The organism is Nocardia sp. NPDC055029, from assembly GCF_053608525.1.
Window position 1 is genome coordinate 185825 of record NZ_JBSGVQ010000004.1, and the last position, 20914, is coordinate 206738.

The 20914-nt window shown below is 69.0% G+C and carries 21 protein-coding genes and 1 pseudogene; 18 read left to right on the forward strand and 4 right to left on the reverse strand.

Going from position 1 to position 20914, the window contains the following annotated elements; translation table 11 throughout:
* Positions 1–19: 19 nt before the first annotated feature.
* Entirely contained in the window at positions 20–922 is a 903-nt protein-coding gene (locus ACWF9G_RS05710) for a hypothetical protein (RefSeq protein WP_452513920.1), read from the forward strand.
* A gap of 50 nt (positions 923–972) precedes the next feature.
* Here ACWF9G_RS05710 and ACWF9G_RS05715 read toward each other — a convergent pair whose 3' ends face one another.
* Positions 973–1734, reverse strand: coding sequence for an NADPH-dependent F420 reductase (locus ACWF9G_RS05715; RefSeq protein ID WP_452513922.1), 762 nt, complete (start codon positions 1732–1734; stop codon positions 973–975).
* Positions 1735–1844: 110 nt separating this feature from the next.
* On the opposite strand from ACWF9G_RS05715, the gene ACWF9G_RS05720 reads away from it, so the two are divergent.
* The 3 genes from ACWF9G_RS05720 to ACWF9G_RS05730 all read left to right on the forward strand — a co-directional run bounded on the left by ACWF9G_RS05720 (position 1845) and on the right by ACWF9G_RS05730 (position 4285).
* Positions 1845–2231 carry a winged helix-turn-helix transcriptional regulator gene (locus ACWF9G_RS05720; protein ID WP_452513924.1) on the forward strand — a complete coding sequence of 129 codons (387 nt, stop codon included), beginning with the start codon at positions 1845–1847 and terminating at the stop codon, positions 2229–2231.
* Positions 2232–2360: 129 nt separating this feature from the next.
* Positions 2361–3599, forward strand: a complete 1239-nt coding sequence (locus ACWF9G_RS05725; protein ID WP_452513926.1) for a sensor histidine kinase — start codon at positions 2361–2363, stop codon at positions 3597–3599.
* Positions 3596–4285: a response regulator transcription factor gene (locus tag ACWF9G_RS05730; RefSeq protein WP_019049472.1), complete on the forward strand. Its 690-nt coding sequence runs from the start codon at positions 3596–3598 to the stop codon at positions 4283–4285. Before ACWF9G_RS05725 ends, ACWF9G_RS05730 begins: the two co-directional genes overlap by 4 nt.
* Before the next feature lie 64 nt (positions 4286–4349).
* Here ACWF9G_RS05730 and ACWF9G_RS05735 read toward each other — a convergent pair whose 3' ends face one another.
* Positions 4350–4679 carry a hypothetical protein gene (locus ACWF9G_RS05735; RefSeq protein ID WP_452513927.1) on the reverse strand — a complete coding sequence of 110 codons (330 nt, stop codon included), beginning with the start codon at positions 4677–4679 and terminating at the stop codon, positions 4350–4352.
* A 70-nt stretch (positions 4680–4749) separates the two neighbouring features.
* Entirely contained in the window at positions 4750–5628 is an 879-nt protein-coding gene (locus ACWF9G_RS05740; RefSeq protein WP_379308989.1) for a hypothetical protein, read from the reverse strand.
* 65 nt (positions 5629–5693) lie between these two features.
* On the opposite strand from ACWF9G_RS05740, the gene ACWF9G_RS05745 reads away from it, so the two are divergent.
* The 9 genes and pseudogenes from ACWF9G_RS05745 to ACWF9G_RS05785 all read left to right on the forward strand — a co-directional run bounded on the left by ACWF9G_RS05745 (position 5694) and on the right by ACWF9G_RS05785 (position 14193).
* Complete coding sequence (locus ACWF9G_RS05745) at positions 5694–6677, forward strand: Ppx/GppA phosphatase family protein (protein WP_379308988.1); 984 nt, start codon at positions 5694–5696, stop codon at positions 6675–6677.
* 1613 nt (positions 6678–8290) lie between these two features.
* Positions 8291–8539 (forward strand): annotated as a pseudogene (locus tag ACWF9G_RS05750) (hypothetical protein); the annotation flags it as partial.
* Positions 8540–8554: 15 nt separating this feature from the next.
* Positions 8555–9421, forward strand: a complete 867-nt coding sequence (locus tag ACWF9G_RS05755; protein ID WP_452513928.1) for a sugar phosphate isomerase/epimerase family protein — start codon at positions 8555–8557, stop codon at positions 9419–9421.
* Between the two features lie 85 nt (positions 9422–9506).
* Positions 9507–10373, forward strand: a complete 867-nt coding sequence (locus ACWF9G_RS05760) for a thioesterase family protein (protein WP_452513930.1) — start codon at positions 9507–9509, stop codon at positions 10371–10373.
* A gap of 28 nt (positions 10374–10401) precedes the next feature.
* Positions 10402–11220 (forward strand): pyrroline-5-carboxylate reductase, encoded by an 819-nt coding sequence (gene proC / locus ACWF9G_RS05765; RefSeq protein WP_452513932.1) that lies wholly within the window; start codon positions 10402–10404, stop codon positions 11218–11220.
* A gap of 162 nt (positions 11221–11382) precedes the next feature.
* The gene (locus ACWF9G_RS05770; RefSeq protein WP_229739639.1) at positions 11383–11652 is read left to right on the forward strand and encodes a helix-turn-helix domain-containing protein; all 270 of its coding nucleotides are present in this window, start codon (positions 11383–11385) and stop codon (positions 11650–11652) included.
* A gap of 187 nt (positions 11653–11839) precedes the next feature.
* Complete coding sequence (locus ACWF9G_RS05775; protein WP_003402602.1) at positions 11840–11941, forward strand: 30S ribosomal protein bS22; 102 nt, start codon at positions 11840–11842, stop codon at positions 11939–11941.
* 204 nt (positions 11942–12145) lie between these two features.
* Complete coding sequence (locus ACWF9G_RS05780; RefSeq protein ID WP_452513934.1) at positions 12146–13180, forward strand: NAD-dependent epimerase/dehydratase family protein; 1035 nt, start codon at positions 12146–12148, stop codon at positions 13178–13180.
* Positions 13177–14193, forward strand: coding sequence for a lysophospholipid acyltransferase family protein (locus ACWF9G_RS05785; RefSeq protein ID WP_452513936.1), 1017 nt, complete (start codon positions 13177–13179; stop codon positions 14191–14193). Before ACWF9G_RS05780 ends, ACWF9G_RS05785 begins: the two co-directional genes overlap by 4 nt.
* A 144-nt stretch (positions 14194–14337) precedes the next feature.
* On the opposite strand, the gene ACWF9G_RS05790 is transcribed toward ACWF9G_RS05785, so the two are convergent.
* Positions 14338–15345: an HAD family hydrolase gene (locus tag ACWF9G_RS05790; protein ID WP_452513938.1), complete on the reverse strand. Its 1008-nt coding sequence runs from the start codon at positions 15343–15345 to the stop codon at positions 14338–14340.
* Positions 15346–15451: 106 nt separating this feature from the next.
* Here ACWF9G_RS05790 and ACWF9G_RS05795 point away from each other — a divergent pair, with 106 nt between their 5' ends.
* The 5 genes from ACWF9G_RS05795 (at position 15452) to ACWF9G_RS05815 (ending at position 20913) form a co-directional block, all read left to right on the forward strand.
* Positions 15452–15733, forward strand: coding sequence for a glutaredoxin family protein (locus ACWF9G_RS05795; protein ID WP_379029014.1), 282 nt, complete (start codon positions 15452–15454; stop codon positions 15731–15733).
* Positions 15734–15937: 204 nt separating this feature from the next.
* Positions 15938–16807 carry a redox-sensing transcriptional repressor Rex gene (locus tag ACWF9G_RS05800; protein ID WP_379308981.1) on the forward strand — a complete coding sequence of 290 codons (870 nt, stop codon included), beginning with the start codon at positions 15938–15940 and terminating at the stop codon, positions 16805–16807.
* Positions 16808–16883: 76 nt separating this feature from the next.
* Positions 16884–18278: a glutamyl-tRNA reductase gene (locus ACWF9G_RS05805; protein WP_379308980.1), complete on the forward strand. Its 1395-nt coding sequence runs from the start codon at positions 16884–16886 to the stop codon at positions 18276–18278.
* The gene (gene hemC, locus ACWF9G_RS05810; protein ID WP_379308979.1) at positions 18275–19345 is read left to right on the forward strand and encodes a hydroxymethylbilane synthase; all 1071 of its coding nucleotides are present in this window, start codon (positions 18275–18277) and stop codon (positions 19343–19345) included. The genes ACWF9G_RS05805 and hemC overlap by 4 nt, the downstream gene beginning before the upstream one ends.
* Positions 19342–20913: a bifunctional uroporphyrinogen-III C-methyltransferase/uroporphyrinogen-III synthase gene (locus ACWF9G_RS05815; RefSeq protein WP_379308978.1), complete on the forward strand. Its 1572-nt coding sequence runs from the start codon at positions 19342–19344 to the stop codon at positions 20911–20913. The genes hemC and ACWF9G_RS05815 overlap by 4 nt, the downstream gene beginning before the upstream one ends.
* The last annotated feature ends 1 nt before the right edge of the window (position 20914 follow it).

The window sequence follows — 20914 nt, forward strand, 5'->3', positions numbered from 1 at the left end:
ATATTGATAGTCTTCCCGCATGATCAGCTCGTCGCATGAGGCGATGCACGGGATCTTCACCCATGATCCAGTCGCGTTCGCTCGTGCCTTCCACGTTCTCGATCTCCCGTTTCCCGATCCCATTGCTGTGGAACAGATTTCGGTGGATCTCACCGAGACGGCTCCGGTCGAACGGCGGGCCGACACTGTCCTGCGGATCACGACCGTGGAAGATACGTTCCTGCTCGTCGTAGAGGCGCAATCGAGCTGCGATGTCACGAGGATCGCGGCGTGGTCGTACTACGTCACCTTCCTGCACAACAAGTACGAGCTACCGGTCGTGTTGGTGGTCGTATGCCATGACAAGCAGACCGCCACCTGGGCGAGTAAGCCGATGACAGTCACGTATCGGCGCTGGACCAGCTTCACTTTGCAGCCGTTGGTCCTGGGCCCGCACAATGTGCCCGCGATCACCGATCCCGCCGAGGTTCTCGACGACCTGCCTCTGGCCGCACTTTCCGCGATCACGCATGCCCGGGAGCCGGAGATCGGTGCGATACTGGAGGCGATCATCGTGGCGTTCCGCAGGCGGGGATACGACGATGAGACCGCGTTCTATGCCGAACTCGTCGAACAGGGAATTTCACATACCGACGCCGCCCAGCTTTGGAGGGACCAAATGGCTACTGATCTGTCGTTCTTCCGTTCGGAATCGGCTCAGCGGCTGCGTGAGCAAGGGCGCGAGCAGGGTCTCGAGCAGGGCCTCGAGCAAGGGCGGGCTGAACAGGCGGCGCGGTCGGTGTTGACGGTGCTCACTGGAAGGGGCATCGAGCTCTCGGCTGCCCATAGGGCGCGACTGGCCGAGACCACCGACCTCGCTCAGCTCAACACCTGGCTGGTGCAGGCCTTGACCGCTACGCGCGCGAGCGAGCTCTTCGGCTGAGGCTCCTGCCTTGCCCGCCGCAAGAGCGGCGAGGCAAGGCACGTGGTTTATCAGGCGTCGGCCACTGCGAACGCGGCCGACAGTGGGGGCAGCATGGCGCGGGCGTCGGCGCCGCTGAACCAGAGGCCGACGGTGAAGACCGAAGTGGCTTCCAGATATCGGGCCTGGTGCAGGCCGCCAGCTGGGAATGGTTGCAGTGCAAGATCTTCGGTGAGAACGGCAACCGTCTCGACAGCCTCGTGGTTGTCGCCACAGATCGGGACGGCCAGGCGCACACCGTCGAAGATCCGGTCCGCACCCGCCCACACCTCGGCGGCGAGCAGGTTGAAAGCCTTGACCACGTGGGCTTTCGGTGCGCCCGCCGCGATCCGTTCGGCTACCGCGTCCTCGCTCAGGACGAAGGCGGTGACGCCCTCGGGTGCGGCCTCGTCGGGCAGGAAAGCATTCGTGCAGTCGATGACGACCTTCCCGGCCAGCGCACTGCCGTGTTCGTCGAGCAATTCGGCGAGCGCGCTCACCGGCACCGCCATCAGCACGATGTCGGCACCCGCGATCGCCGCGCCGATACCGGCGGCGTGTACCGCGATCAGTGACGCCTGCTCGGATTCCGCAGTACGCGGGATCTCGGTGATTTCCGAGATGCGCGTGCTTCGCCCAGGTGACGTATCGCCCAGCGTCGAAGTGATCCGGGCCGCGAGTTCGCGCGCGGCTTCCGCCGAGCGGGCGCCGATGACCACCTCGTGACCGGCCGCGGCCCATCCACCGCCCAGCGCGGCAGCCATCGCCCCCGCGCCGATGATCCCAATTCGCATGACAACTCCTGTGTTCCGGTGATGTCGCGCCCAGCGGCTACGACCACACCGACGCTAGGAATCCCGATAGGCACCCGCGGGTGCCTATCGACGGTGGCAGGCTGGTTCGCATGACCGCCGTACCGGCCGAACCGACGGAGTACCCGCCCTACGGGGACTTCGAGGCCGACTGTCCAGCCAGGATGGGTGTCGATCTGTTCGGGAATTCCTGGCTGCCCGTGATCGTGTACATGCTGCGCGATGGTCCGCTTCGTCACAGTGAGCTGCGTACCGCTGTCGGGGGGATCAGCCAGAAGATGCTCACCCAGACGTTGCGGCGGATGGAGCAGATGACGCTCGTACGCAGGCAGCGCTACGCCGAAGCGCCGCCGCGCGTCGAATACGAACTCACCGAGGCGGGCCGCGATCTGCTTCAGCCGATTTATGCGCTCGGCGCATGGGTCGACCGGCACGGTGCCGCGGTGACCCGGGCGATGTACGGCGAACCGCCGGACTGACACGCCCGGCGACGCTCCAGGTGCCCGCCGGGTGAACGGCACGAGAACACCACGCCAAGGGCCTGTGACCTGCGCGAAACTTCGACGACCCGCCACCGCTACGTCGGTCGGCACTCGTACGATCAAAGCGTGAGTGTTCCGCAGGCCGTGCTGTTGGCAGTCCTCGCGGCTGTCGTCGGGCTGGCAGTCGGGGGCCTGCTGATCCCGTATGTCAACGCCAGGCAGGCCGCCCGCACCCAGGAAGACACCGGGCTGACGATGTCGCAGGTGCTCGACCTGATCGTGCTCGCCTCCGAGAGCGGCATCGCCGTCGTCGACGAATACCGCGACGTGGTGCTGGTGAACCCGCGCGCCGAGGAACTCGGCCTGGTCCGCAACCGGCTGCTCGACGAACGCGCGTGGGCCGCGGTGGAGAAGGTGCTCGACACCGGGGAGTCCGCCGAATACGACCTCACCGCCAAGAACCCGCTGCCCGGCCGTGGCCGGATCGCCGTGCGCGGCGTCGCCCGCAAGCTGTCACGCGAGGAGACCAGCTTCGTCGTGCTGTTCGCCGACGACGACTCCGAGCAGGCGCGCATGGAAGCGACGAGGCGCGATTTCGTCGCCAATGTCAGCCACGAGCTCAAGACGCCCGTCGGCGCGATGAGCCTGCTGGCCGAGGCCATGCTGGAATCCGCCGACGATCCCGACGCGGTGCGCCACTTCGGCTCGCGCGTACTGGCCGAATCGCGGCGCCTCGGCAAGATGGTGACCGAGCTGATCGCGCTGTCGCGGCTGCAGGGCGCCGAGAAGCTGCCCGACCTGGCCGTCGTCGACGTCGACACCGTGGTGCAGCAGGCCGTCGACCGGTCGCGCACCGCCGCCGAGGCCGCGGGCATCACCGTCAGCACCGACCGGCCGAGCGGGCTGGAAGTGCTCGGCGACGAGACACTGCTGGTCACCGCGCTGTCGAACCTGGTCGAGAACGCCATCGCGTACTCGCCGCAGGGTTCGCACGTGTCGGTGAGCCGGTCGTTGCGCGGCGATCACGTCGCGATGGCCGTCACCGACCGCGGCATCGGCATCGCCAAGGAAGACCAGGAGCGGGTGTTCGAGCGGTTCTTCCGCTCCGACAAGGCCCGCTCGAGGTCGACCGGCGGCACCGGGCTCGGCCTGGCCATCGTCAAACACGTGGCGGCCAACCACAACGGTGAGATCACCCTGTGGAGCAAACTGGGCACCGGCTCGACGTTCACGCTGCGCATCCCCGCCCATCTGGAAACCGATGGGGACGAGGACGCGGAGCCGACGCCGGAGCTCGCCACGAGAGAAACCATCGTCCAGCGCACCCCTGCTGGACGAACGAACGGTGTGGAGGCACGCAGATGACGAGTGTGTTGATCGTCGAAGACGAGGAGTCGCTGGCCGATCCGCTGGCGTTCCTGCTGCGCAAGGAGGGCTTCGACGTCACCGTCGTCGGCGACGGTCCATCCGCGCTGGCCGAATTCGATCGCTCCGGCGCCGACATCGTGTTGCTCGACCTCATGCTGCCCGGCATGAGCGGCACCGATGTCTGCAAGCAACTGCGCACCCGCAGCGGTGTGCCGGTGATCATGGTGACGGCGCGCGACAGCGAGATCGACAAGGTCGTCGGCCTGGAACTGGGCGCCGACGACTACGTCACCAAGCCGTACTCGGCGCGTGAGCTGATCGCCCGCATCCGCGCCGTGCTGCGTCGTGGCGCGGGCGACGAGCTGGACTCCGGCAGCGAGAACGGCGTGCTCGAGGCCGGTCCGGTGCGGATGGATGTGGACCGGCACACGGTGCATGTCAACGGCGGGCAGGTCACCCTGCCGCTCAAGGAGTTCGACCTGCTCGAGTACCTGCTGCGCAACTCCGGCCGGGTACTCACCCGCGGCCAGCTGATCGACCGCGTCTGGGGCGCCGACTACGTCGGTGACACCAAGACCCTGGACGTGCACGTCAAGCGCCTGCGCTCCAAGATCGAGGCCGACCCGGCCAAGCCGGAGCACCTGGTCACCGTGCGCGGCCTGGGCTACAAGTTAGAGGCGTAAAACTGACAGAACCCGGCATCACTGCGGAAGTGGTGCCGGGTTCTTTCGTGTAGGTGCCTCGAGCTCAGAGCGCGCTCCAGGCTACTCCGATGGGGGTGTCGATCTTCTTGAGCGGGAGCCAGCCGAAGGCGTCTTCCTGCATGCAGTCGTAGATCGGGACGTCGACGGCGTTGCCGCGGCAGGCGATGGTGGTCGTGGTGCCCGTCGCGCTGATGATGATGAACTTGCCGTTTTTGGCGGCGTCGACCGCGGCCGGGTCGTTGAAGTTCACGAAGCTCGAGGTGAAGTCGGCGTACGCGGCCGGATCACCGTTCGGCGCGGCAGCGGCCAGGCCGGTCATGGAGAGGGTGGCGCCGATCACGAGGGTCGCCAGGGAAAGCGCTTTCTTCGACATGAACAGCGATCCAACCCCATGTCGATGAAGGACGCATGGCGGGAAGGTGAACCGGGCGGTTACGAGGACCTCACGCCGACTGATCCGAAATGTGATCCTCGGTTCGCATTCGCTCGGCTTCGACCGTCGCCGGATGCACCGCGATCAGGCCGAGACCCTCGCGCCTGCGGCAGAGCCGAGCCAGTTCCTCGTAGGCGGGCGCGCCGAGCAGTTCGCGCAGTTCCGGGCCGTAGGACTGCCACACCGGCTTGGCGCCGACGTGCGCGTCGGGGGAGCCGGTGCAGTACCAATCCAGGTCGAGGCCGCCGGGGCCCCAGCCGCGGCGGTCGTATTCGGTGACCACGGTGCGCAGGATCTGCTCGCCGTCGGGGCGCTCCACCCAGTCCTGGGTGCGGCGAATCGGCAGCTGCCAGCAGACGTCGGGCTTCACCTCGAGCGGTTCGATGCCCTTGCGCACCGCCATGATGTGCAGCGCGCAGCCGGGGCCCGCGGCGAAACCGGGGCGGTTGAGGAAGATGCAGGCGCCGTCGAAGCGGCGGGTGCGCAGGGCGGGTTCGTCCTCGAGCTCGTCGAGTTCGAGGTAACCCTTCTTGACCACCTTGCCCTTCTCGGTGGCCTCGCCCATCAGCTGCCAGTCCTCGGGTGTGAGCATCTTCACAGCACTCGCCAGGCGCTTGCGGTCGTCCTTGTCGGCGAGGAATGCGCCGTGCGAGCAACACCCGTCGTCGGGGCGGTCGGCGATGATCCCCTGACAGGCCGGTGTGCCGAATACACACGACCAGCGCGACAGCAGCCAGGTCAGGTCGGCGACGATCTGGTGCTCGTCGTTTGCTGGGTCGGTGAACTCGATCCATTCGCGCGGGAAGTCGAGCTCGACCTCGGGGCTCGGATTGATCTTTCGCCCAGGTCGGAGCCCGGTCTCCGCGGAACCAGATGCACCTTCGGTCACAACTTATGACGCTAACAGTTCAGTCGCCTGACCTGTAGGACGGGATCACCAAGTACCGTATTCCTGTGCGGCTTGGTGTTCTCGATGTCGGAAGCAATACCGTTCACCTGCTCGTGGTGGACGCGCATCGTGGTGGACACCCGATGCCGATGAGCTCGTCGAAGTCGGCGTTACGGCTGTCGGAGAACATGGACGGCGACGGGCGGATCACCGAGGCGGGCGAGGCGCGGCTGGTCGCGACCATCGCCGAGTTCGCCGATCTGGCCCGCAATTCCAAGTGCGTCGAGCTGATGCCGTTCGCGACCTCGGCGCTGCGTGAGGCGACCAATTCCGAGGAAGTGCTGGCCCGGGTGCGCGCCCTGACCGGTGTCGATCTGGAGGTGCTCTCCGGCGACGACGAGGCGAGGCTGACGTTCCTCGCGGTGCGCCGCTGGTTCGGCTGGAGCGCGGGCCGCATCATCAATCTCGACATCGGCGGCGGTTCGCTGGAGATGTCCAACGGCGGCGACGAGGAACCCGACGTCGCGCTGTCGCTGCAACTCGGCGCCGGCAGGCTCACCAGGGAGTGGCTGCGCGACGATCCACCGGGCAAGCGCAAGATCGCGGTCCTGCGTGACTGGCTCGACGCGGAGCTGGTCGCGCCGAGCAAGACCCTCATCGAACCGGGCAAGCCGGACCTGGCCGTCGGCACCTCGAAGACGTTCCGTTCGCTGGCCAGGCTGACCGGTGCGGCACCCTCGGCCGCCGGTCCACGGGTGCGCCGTACACTGACCAGCTCCGGTTTGCGCCAGCTGATCGCGTTCATCTCCCGGATGACCGCGGCCGACCGCGCCGAGCTGGAAGGTGTGAGTTCGGACCGGTCCCAGCAGTTGGTGGCCGGCGCACTGGTCGCGGAGGCGAGTATGCGGGCGTTGTCGCTCGACAGCATCGAGATCTGCCCATGGGCGCTGCGCGAAGGCCTGATCCTGCGCAAACTGGACAGCGAGCCCAATGGAGGGCCGGTCATCCTGCCGCCGGCCGAACCGGCGGCGAGAGCGGAGTCGGCATGAGTGGTGAGGATTCGAAACAGCTATCCGTCGCCGAACTACTCGCGCGCAATGCCGCGCAGGGCGCCTCGGCGCCGTCGGGTGGCGGTGGCCGCCGCAGACGCAGCGGGCGTGGGCTCTCGGTCAACGATCTGACCGGGGAGAACGCGGCCGTCAAGCCGAACTCGCACGCCGCGCCCGCGCCCGAACCGGCCGCCCCGACCTACCAGCCTGCGCCGGAACCGGCGAGTTACGAACCACCCGCGAGCTACGCACCGCCCGCGAGTTATGAGCCCGCGCCGTATCCGCCGCCGGGCCCGGCCGAGCCGGCGTTCTCGCCGATGTCAGGGCCGATCACCCGCTTCGACCCCCACTCGGGGTTCTCCGCTCCCGACCCGAACGATCCGCTCGGCGTGGCGGGGCCGCGTCCGTCGTCCGATCCGTTCGGTCCGTTCCGGGCGGAGGCGCGCGACACCTCGACACGTGCCACCGGGCGTGGTCCCGGCAGGCTCGGCGCGCCCGGCTCGGCGCAGCCTGTCGATCCCGGCATCGCCGAGATGTTCGGCTCCGGCGCGCTGCCCGCGGTGCCGGGAGCCGCTGGTGGCCGTCGTCGTAAGCCCGATCCGGAAGAGGTTCCCGAGCCGCCGCAGGCGCCCCCGGTCACCGGTGGCCGCGCCGCGCGCAGGCGGGCCGCCGAGGCCGCGGAGGAAGCCGCCGCCGCGCCTGTCGTGGAGCCGTCCGGTTATACGCCTGCCGGTTACGAACCTTATGAGGCTCCGCGTGGCTTCAACGGCCGCCAGGACGCGCCACCGTTCAACGGCTATCCGGGTGCTGAGGCACCGGGCTTCGGTGGCTACCCCGATGCGGGACCCGCCTTCGGGCCACGTCCGGATTCGGTCCCTGGCTTCGGCGGTTTCGCCGATGTCGATGCGGCGCTCGGCAGGCGCCAGGACGACGCCACCCAGGCCTTCAAGCCGGCTCCGGACGCACCGCAGGCGCGGGGGACCGGCTGGCCGCAGGCTCCCGAGGCCGATCAGCGCCCGTCGCTGGATCGCCGACGCTCCGCACCCGACGCAGAGAAGAAGGGCGGACTGCCGTCGTGGTCGGCGCGCAGGCATCGCCCCGACGCCGAGGGATCCGCACCCGACAGCGGTGGTTTCGCCACGGCCGCGTGGTCGCCGGTCAGCCAGGAACAACCCCTGATCGCCGGTCAGTCGGTGGCCGGTGACCTGCTGCGGCAGCGCGCCGACGACGCCGACGCGCGCACCGAGGTCTATCGTGTCGGCGCCGAGCAGCCGGGCGCCGACCCCGACACCGACGACTACGCCGAGTCCGACTACGTCGACCGCGACTACGCCGACAACGACTATTCCGACGCCGACTACGACGACGGCGAGTACGACGACGAGGACGACTACGACGACTACGAGCCCGAGCCGAAGCCGACCAGGGCGAGCAGGCGGGCCGCGACCAAGGCCGCCGCGTCCAAGGTGGCGCGCAGGGCCAAGTCGCGGGCCGCGAGCCGGATGGCCGCGAGCCGGGTCGGTGCGAGCCGGGTGGCGGCAGGCCGGATGGCGGCCGGCCGGGCCGGTGCCCGCTCCGCGCGCAGCGCCACCGACGACGCCAACCGCCGTCAGTGGCTGATCCTCGCCGGGCAGAGCGTCGGCGCTGCGGTCGCGGGCATGTTGCTGTTCAAGGGTTTCGAGACGATGTGGGAGACGCTGCCGTGGGTGGCGCTCGCCCTCGCGATGGTCGTGATCCTCGGACTCGTCGCCCTGGTCCGGGTGCTGCGCCGCACCGACGACATCTTCAGCACTGTGATCGCCGTCGTCGTAGGCGTCTTCGTGACGCTGGGACCGCTAGCCTTTCTCCTCAGTACCAGCTGAAGCAGGGAGTGGGCTGTGGGGAACGCGCGGGCGGACATCGGAATCGGGCTGTCGACGGCATCGGTGTATCCGGAGAACACGCAGGCGGCGTTCCGCTACGCGGCCGAATTGGGTTACGACGGTGTGGAATTGATGGTGTGGGCCGAGCCGGCCAGCCAGGACATCGCGACCGTGCAGTCCTACGTCAAGCGCTACGGCGTTCCGGTGCTCGCCGTGCACGCGCCGTGTCTGCTGATCTCCCAGCGGGTTTGGGGCGCCGACCCGGTGGCCAAGCTGGAACGCAGCGTGCGTACCGCGCAGGCGCTCGGCGCCGACACCGTGGTGGTGCATCCGCCGTTTCGCTGGCAGCGCCGCTACGCCAAGGGCTTCGCCGACCAGGTCGGTGAGCTCGAGGCGAGCTATCCGGTGAAGGTCGCGGTCGAGAACATGTTCCCGATGCGGGCCGACACCCTGTTCCGTGAGGGCGCGGTGCGCAGGCTGGAACGCCGATCGGGACCGGGCAGGGCGGTGAGCGCGTTCAGTCCGTCGTTCGATCCCACCGACATCGGCTTCGAGCACTACACCCTCGATCTGTCGCACACCGCGACCGCGGGCGCCGACGCGCTGGAACTGGCGCGGCGGATGGGCGAGGGTCTGGTGCATCTGCACCTGGCCGACGGTCGCGGCGCCGCGCACGACGAGCACCTGGTCCCCGGCGAGGGCACCCAGCCGTGCGCGCAGCTGTGCGAGTACCTGGTGCACACCGGTTTCACCGGGCACGCGGTGGCCGAGATCAACACCCAGACCGCGCGGACCACCGCCGAGCGCTCGGCGCTGCTCGGGCGCACCCTCGATTTCGCGCGCAGGCATCTCACCGGCGCGACCCACGCCGACCGCTCCTGACACATCACACCGCCGCGCCATGGTGGTCGCCGTTGCCTGCTTGTACGCTGTACGAATTGCCGTTGCACAGCGACCAGGAGTGACGATGACGCGAGAACTCGCGACCGACGCGCCGTTCGGTCAGGTGGTCGACCTGACCGAGCTCCCCACCACCGATGCCGACACCGGGCGCTACGTCGGCATCATCGCGCCCACCTGGACCATCGGTCCCAAGGTGCACGGCGGCACCATGGTCGCCGCCAGCGCCGCCGCGGCCACCCGCTGGCTCACCGAGGCCGACCCCGCGCTCGCGCAGATGGCGCCCATCGCGGCCAGCTCCGACTTCCTCGGCGCCCCCGAGCCCGGCGAGGTCGAGTACGCGGTCCACATCCGCAAGAAGGGCCGCCAGATCTGCCTCGCCGACGCGGAGCTGATCCAGGACGGGCGCACGCTGGTGCGCACCGCCTTCACCTTCGGCCACCTCGACACCGACGGCACCCGCTTCAGCGACACCGGCACCGACATGCCCGCCGAGCCGGACGCAGGCGCGCTCGAGTACACCCCCGATTCGCCGATGGGCAAGATCGTGCACGTCGGCGAGGTGTCGCGGGTCTTTCTAGACGCGACCTGGGCCGACTTCGCCCGCGGCGAGACCGGCCCGCCCCGGGCTCGGCTGTGGATCCGGCCGCTCGACGGCGACGAGGCCGACCCGCGCGTGCGCGCCGCCTTCGCCATGATGGCCGCCGACATGAGCCCGCCGGTGCCGATGAACCTCGGCCACTTCGGCTGGTCGCCGACCGTGCAGATGACCACCTACCTGCGCCGCATCCCCGCCCCGGGCTGGCTGCGGGTCATCGCGACCGCCCGTGAGGTCGGTGAGCGCATGTTCGACGAGGACCAGCTGGTCATCGACTCCACCGGCGCCGTCGTCGCCCAGAGCCGCCAATTGGCGTTGATCCCGGCGGCGCGCTGAGGGACACCGCACCACTAACCTTGTCTGTATGACGAGAATTGCGGTGGTCGGTGGCGGGCGGATCGGTGAGGCGCTGGTCGCCGGATTGCTGGAATCCGGCAGGGCGACCAAGGAACTGGTCGTCGTCGAGCCGGTCGCCGCGCGGGCGGCCCAGCTCGCCGAGCGGTTCAAGATCCGGGTGACCGGATCGGTCGCCGACGCGGTCGTCGGGGCCGACATCGTCGTCGTCGCGGTCAAGCCGGGCGATGTCGACTCGGTGCTCACCGACTTGTCCAAGGCCGACCTGGACACCGGCCGGGAGCAGGTGCTCGTCTCGCTGGCCGCCGGCGTCACCACCGCGCGGCTGGAGTCCAAGCTGCCCGCGGGCTTCGCCGTGGTCCGGGTCATGTCGAACACGCCGATGCTGGTCGGGCAGGGCATGAGCGTGCTCGCCGCCGGCCGCTACACCGACGCCGAGCAGCTGGAGATCGTCGGCGAGATGCTCGAAGCCGTCGGTCAGGTGGTGACGGTGCCCGAAGCCCAGATGGACGCGGTCACCGCGGTGTCGGGTTCGGGACCGGCGTATTTCTTCCTCGTCGTCGAGGCGATGATCGATGCGGGCGTGAGCCTGGGGCTGACCCGCGATGTGGCCAGCCAGCTGGTCGTCCAGACCATGATCGGCTCGGCCGCGCTGCTGGACGAGACCGGGCAGAGCGCGGTCGATCTGCGGGCCGCGGTCACCTCGCCCGCAGGCACGACGGCGGCGGCGCTGCGGGTGCTCGAGCGCGGCGCGTTGCGGTCGAGCTTCATCGAGGCGCTACACGCCTCCAAGCAACGTTCCGCGGAACAGGGCGCGTCGCACGAATGACGATCGGGTACCCGGGATGAAAACCGATTTCTCACACCCGTCGCAGTAATCCCACTGGTCCCGCTAAGCTCGTAGAAGCACGTGCGTGTCTGTTCCGCCGGTGGGGAAGCCGGTGGCGCGGACGTGCCGGAGGTCAATGGTGCCATGATGTCTGCGAACAGAATGTCTGCAAGCAATTCACCGGCGTCGGGCGGTGGATCGGGTTCTTCCGGTCCGCGGGTCGGCTCCACGCAGGGACAACCGGTGATCGGCGGTGGCACGCAGTTTCTCACCGTCGCCGAAGTCGCCGATCTCATGCGGGTGTCGAAGATGACGGTGTATCGGCTCGTGCACTCGGGTGAACTGCCCGCGGTGCGGGTCGGCCGCTCGTTCCGGGTGCACGCGAAGGCGGTGCACGACTACCTGGAGACGTCCTACTTCGACGCGGGCTGAACCAGCCCGCCAGGTACAAGGGCGGTTTCGTCGCTGCTCGGGTGTCCCGGTAGCATGAACCCTCGGTTCGTGTCCGCCTGCCGGTGGCACCGCTTCGTGGTGTCCGGTGCGCCCCGGCGGCGCGGGCACCAGACGACGCACGCGACACCGCGTGTGTATGCCGAGTAGAGAAACGCGAGGAAACCCTATGGGTTCTGTGATCAAGAAGCGCCGCAAGCGTATGTCGAAGAAGAAGCACCGCAAGCTGCTTCGCCGCACGCGTGTTCAGCGGCGCAAACTCGGCAAGTAAGCCTGCGTGCCTACGCGAGCCCGTCACCTTCGGAGGTGGCGGGCTTGTGTTTTCTTACAGCGTCATCGTTAAAAGCTTGTTGATCGTGTCGGTGGGTGGCGCGAATGCGGCTACTCTGGTACGCGGGAAAACACTAGAAGCAGGGGGCTTTGAGTGGGGCCAGGTCCGAGTTCTGATACACGGGAACGACACGTTCCGAAGGTAGTGCTGGTGACCGGTGCCAGCCGCTTCTTCGGTAGCAACGTCGCGTCCCGGCTCGCCGTGGAACCGGGTGTCGAGCGCGTGATCGCCGTCGACACGATGACCCCGAGCCGGGAGCTCCGCCGTCGCATGGGCAGCGCCGAGTTCGTGCGCGCCGACATCAGGAATCCGCTGATCCGCAAGGTCGTCGAGGGCAACGACGTCGATACCGTCGTGCACGCGGCCGTGCTCACCCGTCCGCCCGCCGGTGGCGGTCGCGCGGTGATGAAGGATCTCAACGTCCTCGGCACGATGCAGTTGCTCGCCGTGTGTCAGAAGGCGCCGTCGGTGCGGCGCGTTGTCGTCCGGTCGTCCTCGGCGGTGTACGGCTGCAGCGCCAAGGATCCGGTGAAATTCACCGAGGAAATGGGCGCGCGTACCCCACCGTCCGGTTGGTTTGCGCGCGACATGATCGATATCGAAGCGCTGGTGCGCGGAATGGCGCGGCGCAGGCCCGATATTTCCGCATCGATTCTGCGTTTCGCGCCGATCGTCGGTCCCCGGCTGGCCGATCGCGGCGTGCAATATCTGCGTTCGCCGATCACGCCGACCGTGCTCGGTCGCGAAGCCAGGCTGCAATTGCTGCACGAGGAAGATGCTGTCGCCGTACTGGTGCACGCCGCATTACGGGCGCACGGCGGTACCGTGAATATCGCGGGCGACGGCGCGCTGGCCATGTCGCAGGCGATCCGCCGGGCAGGGCGCATAGTCGCGCCGGTGCCGTTCTTCGTTTTCCGCACTGTCGGGCGCACGCTGATGGGCCCGGTCATGCGCGGATTCAGTGGCGAACAACCCGACTACTTCTACTTCGGTTGCGGGCTCGACACCACCCGCATGCGGACCGAACTCGGTTTCACCCCCCGCTGGACCACGGTCCAGGCATTCGACGATTTCATCGCGGGCGCAGCGTTGCGGCCCGTCTTCGATCCGGCATGGATCGACGCCGCAGAAACCAAACTGCTCGGCCTCATCGGGGCCGGTTCGGGAGCGCATACATGAACGAGGGAGCGAAAGTAATTCGTCTCGACGTGAATGTCGAGGCCCGACAAAGACCACCGGCGCGGCGTTGGCCCGACCAGCCGGTGCAGGCCACCCCGGTCACCTCGCTGAGCGAGCGCAGGCCCGGCATGCCGACCAGGCCGCCGAAGACCCTGTCCGAGATCGTCCGCGGCGCCCTCGGCGCGCAGATCGAGAACGCCGCGGAGTTCGCGCGGCGCAGGTTCACCGGCGACTACCAGGTCGACGAGTTCGGCTACGACGAGCACCTGCTCGAGTCGGTCATCCTGCCCGCGCTGCGGCCGCTGTCGGATTACTGGTTCCGGGTCGAGGTTGCTGGCATCGAGAACATCCCGGCCACCGGTGGCGCGCTGATCGTCGCCAACCACGCGGGCACCGTGCCGCTCGACGGGCTGATGCTGCAGCTGGCCATCCACGACAAGCATCCGAGTCGGCGCGCGCTACGGCTGCTGGCCGCCGACCTGATCTTCGAGCTGCCGATGCTCGGTGCGCTGGCCCGCAAGGCCGGGCACACGCTGGCCTGCCATCCCGATGCCGAGCGTCTGCTGCGTTCCGGCCAGATCGCGGGTGTGTTCCCCGAGGGCTTCAAGGGCGTTGGCAAGAACTACGCCGACCGCTACAAGCTGCAGCGCTTCGGCCGCGGCGGATTCGTCTCCGCGGCCGTGCGCACCGGGGTGCCGATCATCCCGTGCTCGATCGTCGGCTCCGAGGAGATCTACCCGAAGCTGGCCGACATCAAGCCGCTGGCCCGCCTGCTCGGCCTGCCGTACTTCCCGGTGACCCCGCTGTTCCCGCACCTTGGCCCACTGGGCGCGATTCCGCTGCCGTCGAAGTGGTACATCGAATTCGGCGAGCCGATCGCCACCACGGCCTACGAGCCGGAAGAGGCCGACGACCCGATGACGATGTTCGAGGTCACCGACCAGGTGCGGGAAACAATCCAGCAGACCCTGTACAAACTGCTCGCCAAGCGCAGAAACACCGTGATGGGCTAGAACGCGCAACCCACTGATCACGCGAGAACATGGGTAACTCCCCAACCACCTCCCAGCTGCCGCCCTCATAACGCAAGACCGAAGCCGACGGTCGAGCTTCCGGAAGGCCCGCTGAATACGCGGGGAGGCGGACAGTGAGGCGGGCTAGCCCGCCCGCTTTCGGGTGATCGCCGCCGCAACCGCGCCGCCCGCCGCACCCAGCGCGAGGGCGGTGGGGACGCCGATCTTGGCGGCCTTGCGGCCGGTGCGGAAGTCGCGGATCTCCCAGCCCCGGTTCTTGGCGACCTCGCGCAGGTCCGAGTCGGGGTTGATCGCGACCGCGGTGCCGACCAGCGACAGCATGGGCACGTCGTTGTGGCTGTCGGAGTAGGCCGTGCAGCGCTTGAGGTTGAGGCCCTCGCGGATGGCCAGGGTGCGCACCGCGTGCGCCTTGCCGAGGCCGTGCAGGATGTCACCGACCAGCCTGCCGGTGAACTTGCCGTCGACGCTCTCGGCGACCGTGCCGAGGGCGCCGGTCAGGCCGAGGCGCTTGGCGATGACATTGGCCAGCTCCACCGGCGTCGCGGTCACCAGCCAGACCTGCTGGCCGGCGTCGAGGTGCATCTGGGCGAGCGCGCGGGTGCCGGGCCAGATCTTGTCGGCGATGATCTCGTCGTAGATCTCCTCGCCGAGCGCGGCGAGTTCGGCGGTCGGGCGGCCCGCGATGAAGCTGAGCGCCTTCTCCCGGCCCGAGGCCATGTCGGAGGAGTTCTCCTTGCCGGTGACCCGGAATTTCACCTGCTTCCAGGCGACGTCGACCAGGTCGGAGGTCTTGAAGTATTTGCGCGCGGCCAGACCGCGGGCGAAGTGCACGATCGAGGCGCCCTGCACCAGGGTGTTGTCGACGTCGAAGAACGCCGCCGCCGTCAGATCGCGCGGGACCTCGGGGCCCGCGTCGTCGCCCTGTTCGGCGAGTTCGGCATCGTGCAGGGTGAGCGCGGCATCGGCGCTGGCCTCACCGGCCAGGTTGGCGCGCAGCTCCTCCTCGCTCGGCCCGAACGGGCTGCGCGGCAGCCGCGCGAACTGTTCCTGCAGTTCCTGGCCGAGGCGGCTTGGCTGCCACCGCGCAGGGAACTCCCCGAATCGTCCTGCGACGAATCCGGCCCTAGCCACCTTCGAACGTTCCGGCACCAGTACCCTCCGCTAGTCGCGCGAACCATGTCCACAGTAACCGGATTCACCGACAACCCGCGGCGGGCCCGAGGATTAAATAGAGCTCATGACTAATCCCACACCCACCGTGACCCTGTTGACGCGAGCCGGTTGCGGCCTGTGCAGCATCGCACTGGCGCAATTGGAGACGATCTGTGGTGATTTCGGTCTCCCGGTGCACACCGTAGACGTCGACGAAGCCGCGGTCAGCGACCCCGGACTGCGCGCCGAATACGGCGATCGGCTGCCCGTGGTCCTGTTGGACGGCCGTGAACACAGCTATTTCGACGTCGACGAGCCACGTTTGCGGGCCGACTTGAGCCGTTTCGCTGGTCGCGGCGGAAAATGAGGCCAATTTCACCGACTTTGTGAACGCCTGCACAAGCGGTTACGGTGGTGGCACGCAATCCGCACCGCCGCCCCAAGCAGCGGCGGTGGCCGGGTTTGCACAGCCCCCCATGGCACGCGTCGCGCTCGCGACACAGTGACCCACACCGGTGAACGAACGACAGGAACCGGACCGCGATCAGGCCCGGCACGAGGAGCCGACGACGTGACAGAGCAGCATGAGACGCCAGGTGGCGTCTCCGGCAAGGCTCTTCAGAGGGATATCCCCCAGGCCACGGTGACTCGTCTTGCTACCTATCTCCGGGTTCTCGCCGGGTTGGCCGACGAGGGTGTAGCCATCGTATCGAGTGAGGAACTTGCTGTCGCGGCGGGTGTCAATTCGGCCAAGCTGCGCAAGGATCTTTCCTTCCTCGGACCCAACGGCGTGCGGGGTGTCGGCTATGACGTAGCCAAGTTGCGCACCAGGATCGAAGATGTGCTCGGTCTGTCGCAGGGACATCGGGTGGTGCTGATCGGTGCGGGCAATCTGGGCCGCGCCCTGGTCGGCTACGGCGGTTTCGGGGTACGTGGCTTCACCGTGGTCGGGATCTTCGACAACGCCCCCGCGGTGATCGGTCAGACGTACGCCGGTCTCGTCGTGCGCGATGTCGAGCAGCTCACCGAGCAGATTCCGGCGCTCGCGCCGACCATCGCGGTACTCGCCGTGCCGGACGAGGCCGCCCAGGACGTGTGTGACCGGCTCGTCGCCGCCGGGCTCCCGTCGATCTTGAGCTTCGCCCCGTGTGCCCTGCTCACGCCGGCCCATGTGGAGGTTCGCCGCGTCGACCTGGCGATGGAGCTGCAGATGCTCTCCTTCGACGCCGCCCGCAACGACGCGCCCGCCCTGCCCGAGGTGGCCCAGGCCGGGTCCGGCCGGATCGCGCGCCGGGTGCCGACGCAGAACCATCCCGCCCTCACGCACCCCGCGCCGGTCGAACCGGCGCGCGGCAGGCCGCAGCGCCGCACCGCGCCGCACTCGGCCACCCCGCATTCGGCAACGGAGCCAAGCACCAAGGGATCGGTGATCACGCCATGAGCGAGCGCCAGCGAGCGAATCAGCAGTTCAGCGTGCGGACGCGCATGACGGAGCCGAGCGCCAGCGAGGCGCAGTCATGAGTGTCCTGCTCGTCGGAATTTCTCATCGGAGTGCGCCGGTCTCGGTGCTCGAGAAGGTCGCCATCAGTGAGGCCGACCGCCCGAAGCTGGTCGACCGGCTGCTCGAGTCGAGCCATGTGTCCGAGGCGATGATCGTCTCCACCTGCAACCGCGTCGAGGTCTACGCCGTGGTCGACGCCTTCCACGGCGGGCTCGGCGAGGTCAGCGAACTGCTGACCAAGCATTCCGGTCTGCCGCTCGGCGATCTGACCAGGCACGCCTACGTGCGCTACAGCGAGGCCGCGGCCGAGCACCTGTTCGCGGTCGCCAGCGGCCTCGACTCGATGGTCGTCGGCGAGCAGCAGGTGCTCAGCCAGATCCGCAGCGCCTACGCCAGCGCCGACGGGCAGCAGGCGGTCGGGCGCACCATGCACGAGCTGGCCCAGCACGCGCTGCGGGTCGGCAAGCGGGTGCACTCGGAGACCGGCATCGACCGGGCGGGCGCCTCGGTGGTGTCGGTGGCACTGGACCGGGCGCGTGGCGTCGTCGGCGATCTCGCGGGCCGCACCGCGGTGGTGCTCGGCGCCGGTGCGATGGGCGGGCTGGCCGTCGCGCATCTGTCGCGGGCCGGGATCGGCCGGATCATCGTCGTCAACCGCACGCTCGATCGTGCGCAGCGCCTGGCCGAGACCGGTCGCAGCATGCACGGCGTCGACGCCGAGGCCGTCGAGATGTCGCGCCTCACCGAGGCGATGGCGGCCGCGGACGTCGTCATCACCTGTACCGGCGCGGTCGGTGCGGTCGTCACACTGGCCGACACCCACCGCGCGCTCGCGGACCGGGCCCGCACCGACGCCGCCGAACATCCGCTGGTCTTCTGCGATCTCGGCCTGCCTCGCGATGTGGAGCACGCCGTGGCGGGTCTGCCCGGCGTCGCCGTCATCGACATCGAATCGCTGCAGCGCGATCCGGCCGCGGGCGCCGCGGCCGACGACACCGCCGCCGCGCGTCAGATCGTCGCCGACGAACTCGCGAAATATCTTGCCGGGCAACGCATGGCGGAGGTCACCCCAACCGTGGCCGCACTGCGTCAGCGCGCCGCCGAAGTGGTGGAAGCCGAACTGCTCCGCCTGGATTCGCGGCTACCCGACTTGGCCGATCCGGCTCGCGACGAGGTGGCGCGCACCGTGCGCCGCGTCGTCGACAAGCTGCTGCACGCGCCGACGGTGCGCGTCAAGCAGTTGGCATCGACGCCGGGTGGCGACAGCTACGCCGAGGCGTTGCGTGAGCTGTTCGAACTGAAACCCGGTGCGGTGCAAGCGGTTGCCGCTCCCATGGAGGTCGCTGCGGGCGAGTCCGCGCTGGCCGACGACTTCACCGCAGGACACCTCGGCGATGGGCAGGACTCATGATCACGACAGTGCAGGAAGAGGACACCGTGACCGCAGGCAGCAGCAGTGCGCCGTGGCGGATCGGCACGCGCGGCAGCCTGCTCGCGCTGACACAGGCGGGCACCATCCGTGATGCGCTGATCGCCGCGGGCCAGCCCGCCGAACTGGTCGTGATCAAGACGCCCGGTGATCTGTCGTCGGATCCGGTCCAGAAGATCGGCGTCGGCGTGTTCACCTCGGCGCTGCGCGACGAGCTCGCCGCCGGCGGCATCGACATCGCGGTGCACTCCTACAAGGACCTCCCCACCGCGCAGGACCCGCGCTTCACCATCGCCGCCATCCCGCCCCGCGAGGACCCGCGCGACGCGCTGGTCGCCCGCGACGGACTGGTCCTCGGTGAACTGCCCGCCGGCGCCAAGGTCGGCACCTCGGCGCCGCGTCGCGCCGCCCAGCTGCGGGCACTCGGCCTCGGCCTCGACATCGTCCCGCTGCGCGGCAATATCGACTCCCGGTTGCGCAAGGTGAGCGAGGGCGAACTCGACGCGATCGTCATCGCCCGCGCCGGTCTGGCCAGAATCGGGCGGACCGACGCGATCACCGAATCGCTCGAGCCGGTGCAGATGCTGCCCGCCCCTTCGCAGGGCGCCCTCGCGGTGGAATGCCGCAGTGACGACCCGCAGCTGATCGAGATCCTCGCCGGTCTGGACGACGCGCCGACCAGGGCCGCCGTGCTGGCCGAGCGTTCGCTGCTCGGTGAGCTCGAGGCGGGCTGCACCGCGCCGATCGGCGCCATCGCCGAGGTCGTCGAGTCGATCGACGAGGACGGCCGCATCTTCGAGGAACTGTCGCTGCGGGCCTGCGCGGCCGCGATCGACGGCTCCGACGTCCTGCGCGCCTCGATCGTCGGCGCGCCGCGCGACGCCGAGGAGCTCGGCCGCGCACTCGCGCGCGATCTGCTGGATCTGGGCGCTCGCGCATTGCTGAGCGTCGCGGACGAGCCGGAACCGGAGGTCGGTTCCCCCACACAGGCGGTGAACACCCCCGCCCCAGACTTCACCAATTCCAGCCCGATGGAGAACAACCGATGAGCAGCCGAGGCACCAAGAAGCAACCAGGGCGGATCCTTTTCGTCGGATCCGGCCCCGGCGACCCGGCCCTGCTGACCGTGCGCGCCCGTGAGGTGCTCGAGCGGGCGACGCTGGCGTTCACCGACCCCGATGTCGACAAGGGCGTGCTCGCGCTGATCGGCATCGCCGTCGAGGCGGGCGAGGACGGCGAGCGCCCGGTCGACGTGCGTCCGGCGCTCGGCGAACCCGCCGAGGTGGCCAAGACGCTGATCGCCGAGGCCCGCGGCGGACACGATGTGGTGCGCGTCGTCGCGGGCGATCCGCTGACCACCGATTCGGTGATCAACGAGGTCAACGCCGTCACCCGCTCGCACATGGTGTTCGAGGTGCTGCCCGGCCTGCCGAACGGCTCCGCGGTGCCCAGCTACGCGGGTATCGCCCTCGGTTCCGGGCACACCGAGGCGGACGTGCGCGGCGAGGTCGACTGGGCCGCGCTGGCCGCCGCCCCCGGTCCGCTGGTGCTGAGCGCCACCTCCGGGCACCTGGCCGAGACCGCGAGCGCGCTGGTCGAACACGGCCTTGCCCCGCAGACTCCGGTCGCGGTGACCGTGCGTGGCACCACCCGTCAGCAGCGCACCATCGAGGCGACGCTGGCCACCCTGAACAACGCCGCCTCCGAGCTGGTCGGCCCGCTGGTCGTGACGGTCGGCAAGGAAGTGGACAAGCGCTCGAAGATGTCGTGGTGGGAGTCGCGTGCCCTGTACGGCTGGACCGTGCTGGTGCCGCGCACCAAGGACCAGGCCGGCGAGATGAGCGAGCGGCTGGTGACCCACGGCGCCATCCCGATGGAGGTGCCGACCATCGCTGTCGAGCCGCCGCGCAGCCCCGCGCAGATGGAGCGGGCGGTGAAGGGCCTGGTCGACGGCCGCTACCAGTGGGTGGTGTTCACCTCCACCAACGCGGTGCGCGCGGTGTGGGAGAAGTTCGCCGAGTTCGGCCTCGACGCGCGGGCGTTCTCCGGTGTGAAGATCGCCTGCGTCGGCGAGGCCACCGCGGAGAAGGTGCGCTCGTTCGGCATCAACCCCGAGCTGGTGCCGAGCGGCGAACAGTCCTCCGAGGGCCTGCTCGCCGACTTCCCGCCCTACGACGACGTGTTCGACCCGGTCAACCGGGTGCTGCTGCCGCGCGCCGACATCGCCACCGAGACCCTCGCCGAGGGTCTGCGCGAGCGCGGCTGGGAGATCGACGACGTCACCGCCTACCGCACCGTGCGCGCTTCGCCGCCGCCGGCGGAGACCCGCGAGATGATCAAGACCGGCGGCTTCGACGCGGTCCTGTTCACCTCGTCCTCCACGGTCCGCAACCTGGTCGGTATCGCGGGCAAGCCGCACGCGCGCACCATCGTTGCCTGCATCGGCCCGAAGACGGCCGAGACCGCGATCGAGTTCGGTCTGCGCGTGGACGTGCAGCCCGAGACCGCGCAGGTTGGTCCGCTGGTGGAGGCGCTGGCCGAGCACGCCTCGCGCCTGCGCGCGGAGGGCCTGCTGCCACCGCCGCGGAAGAAGAGCCGCCGCAGCAGCAGCCGCTAGT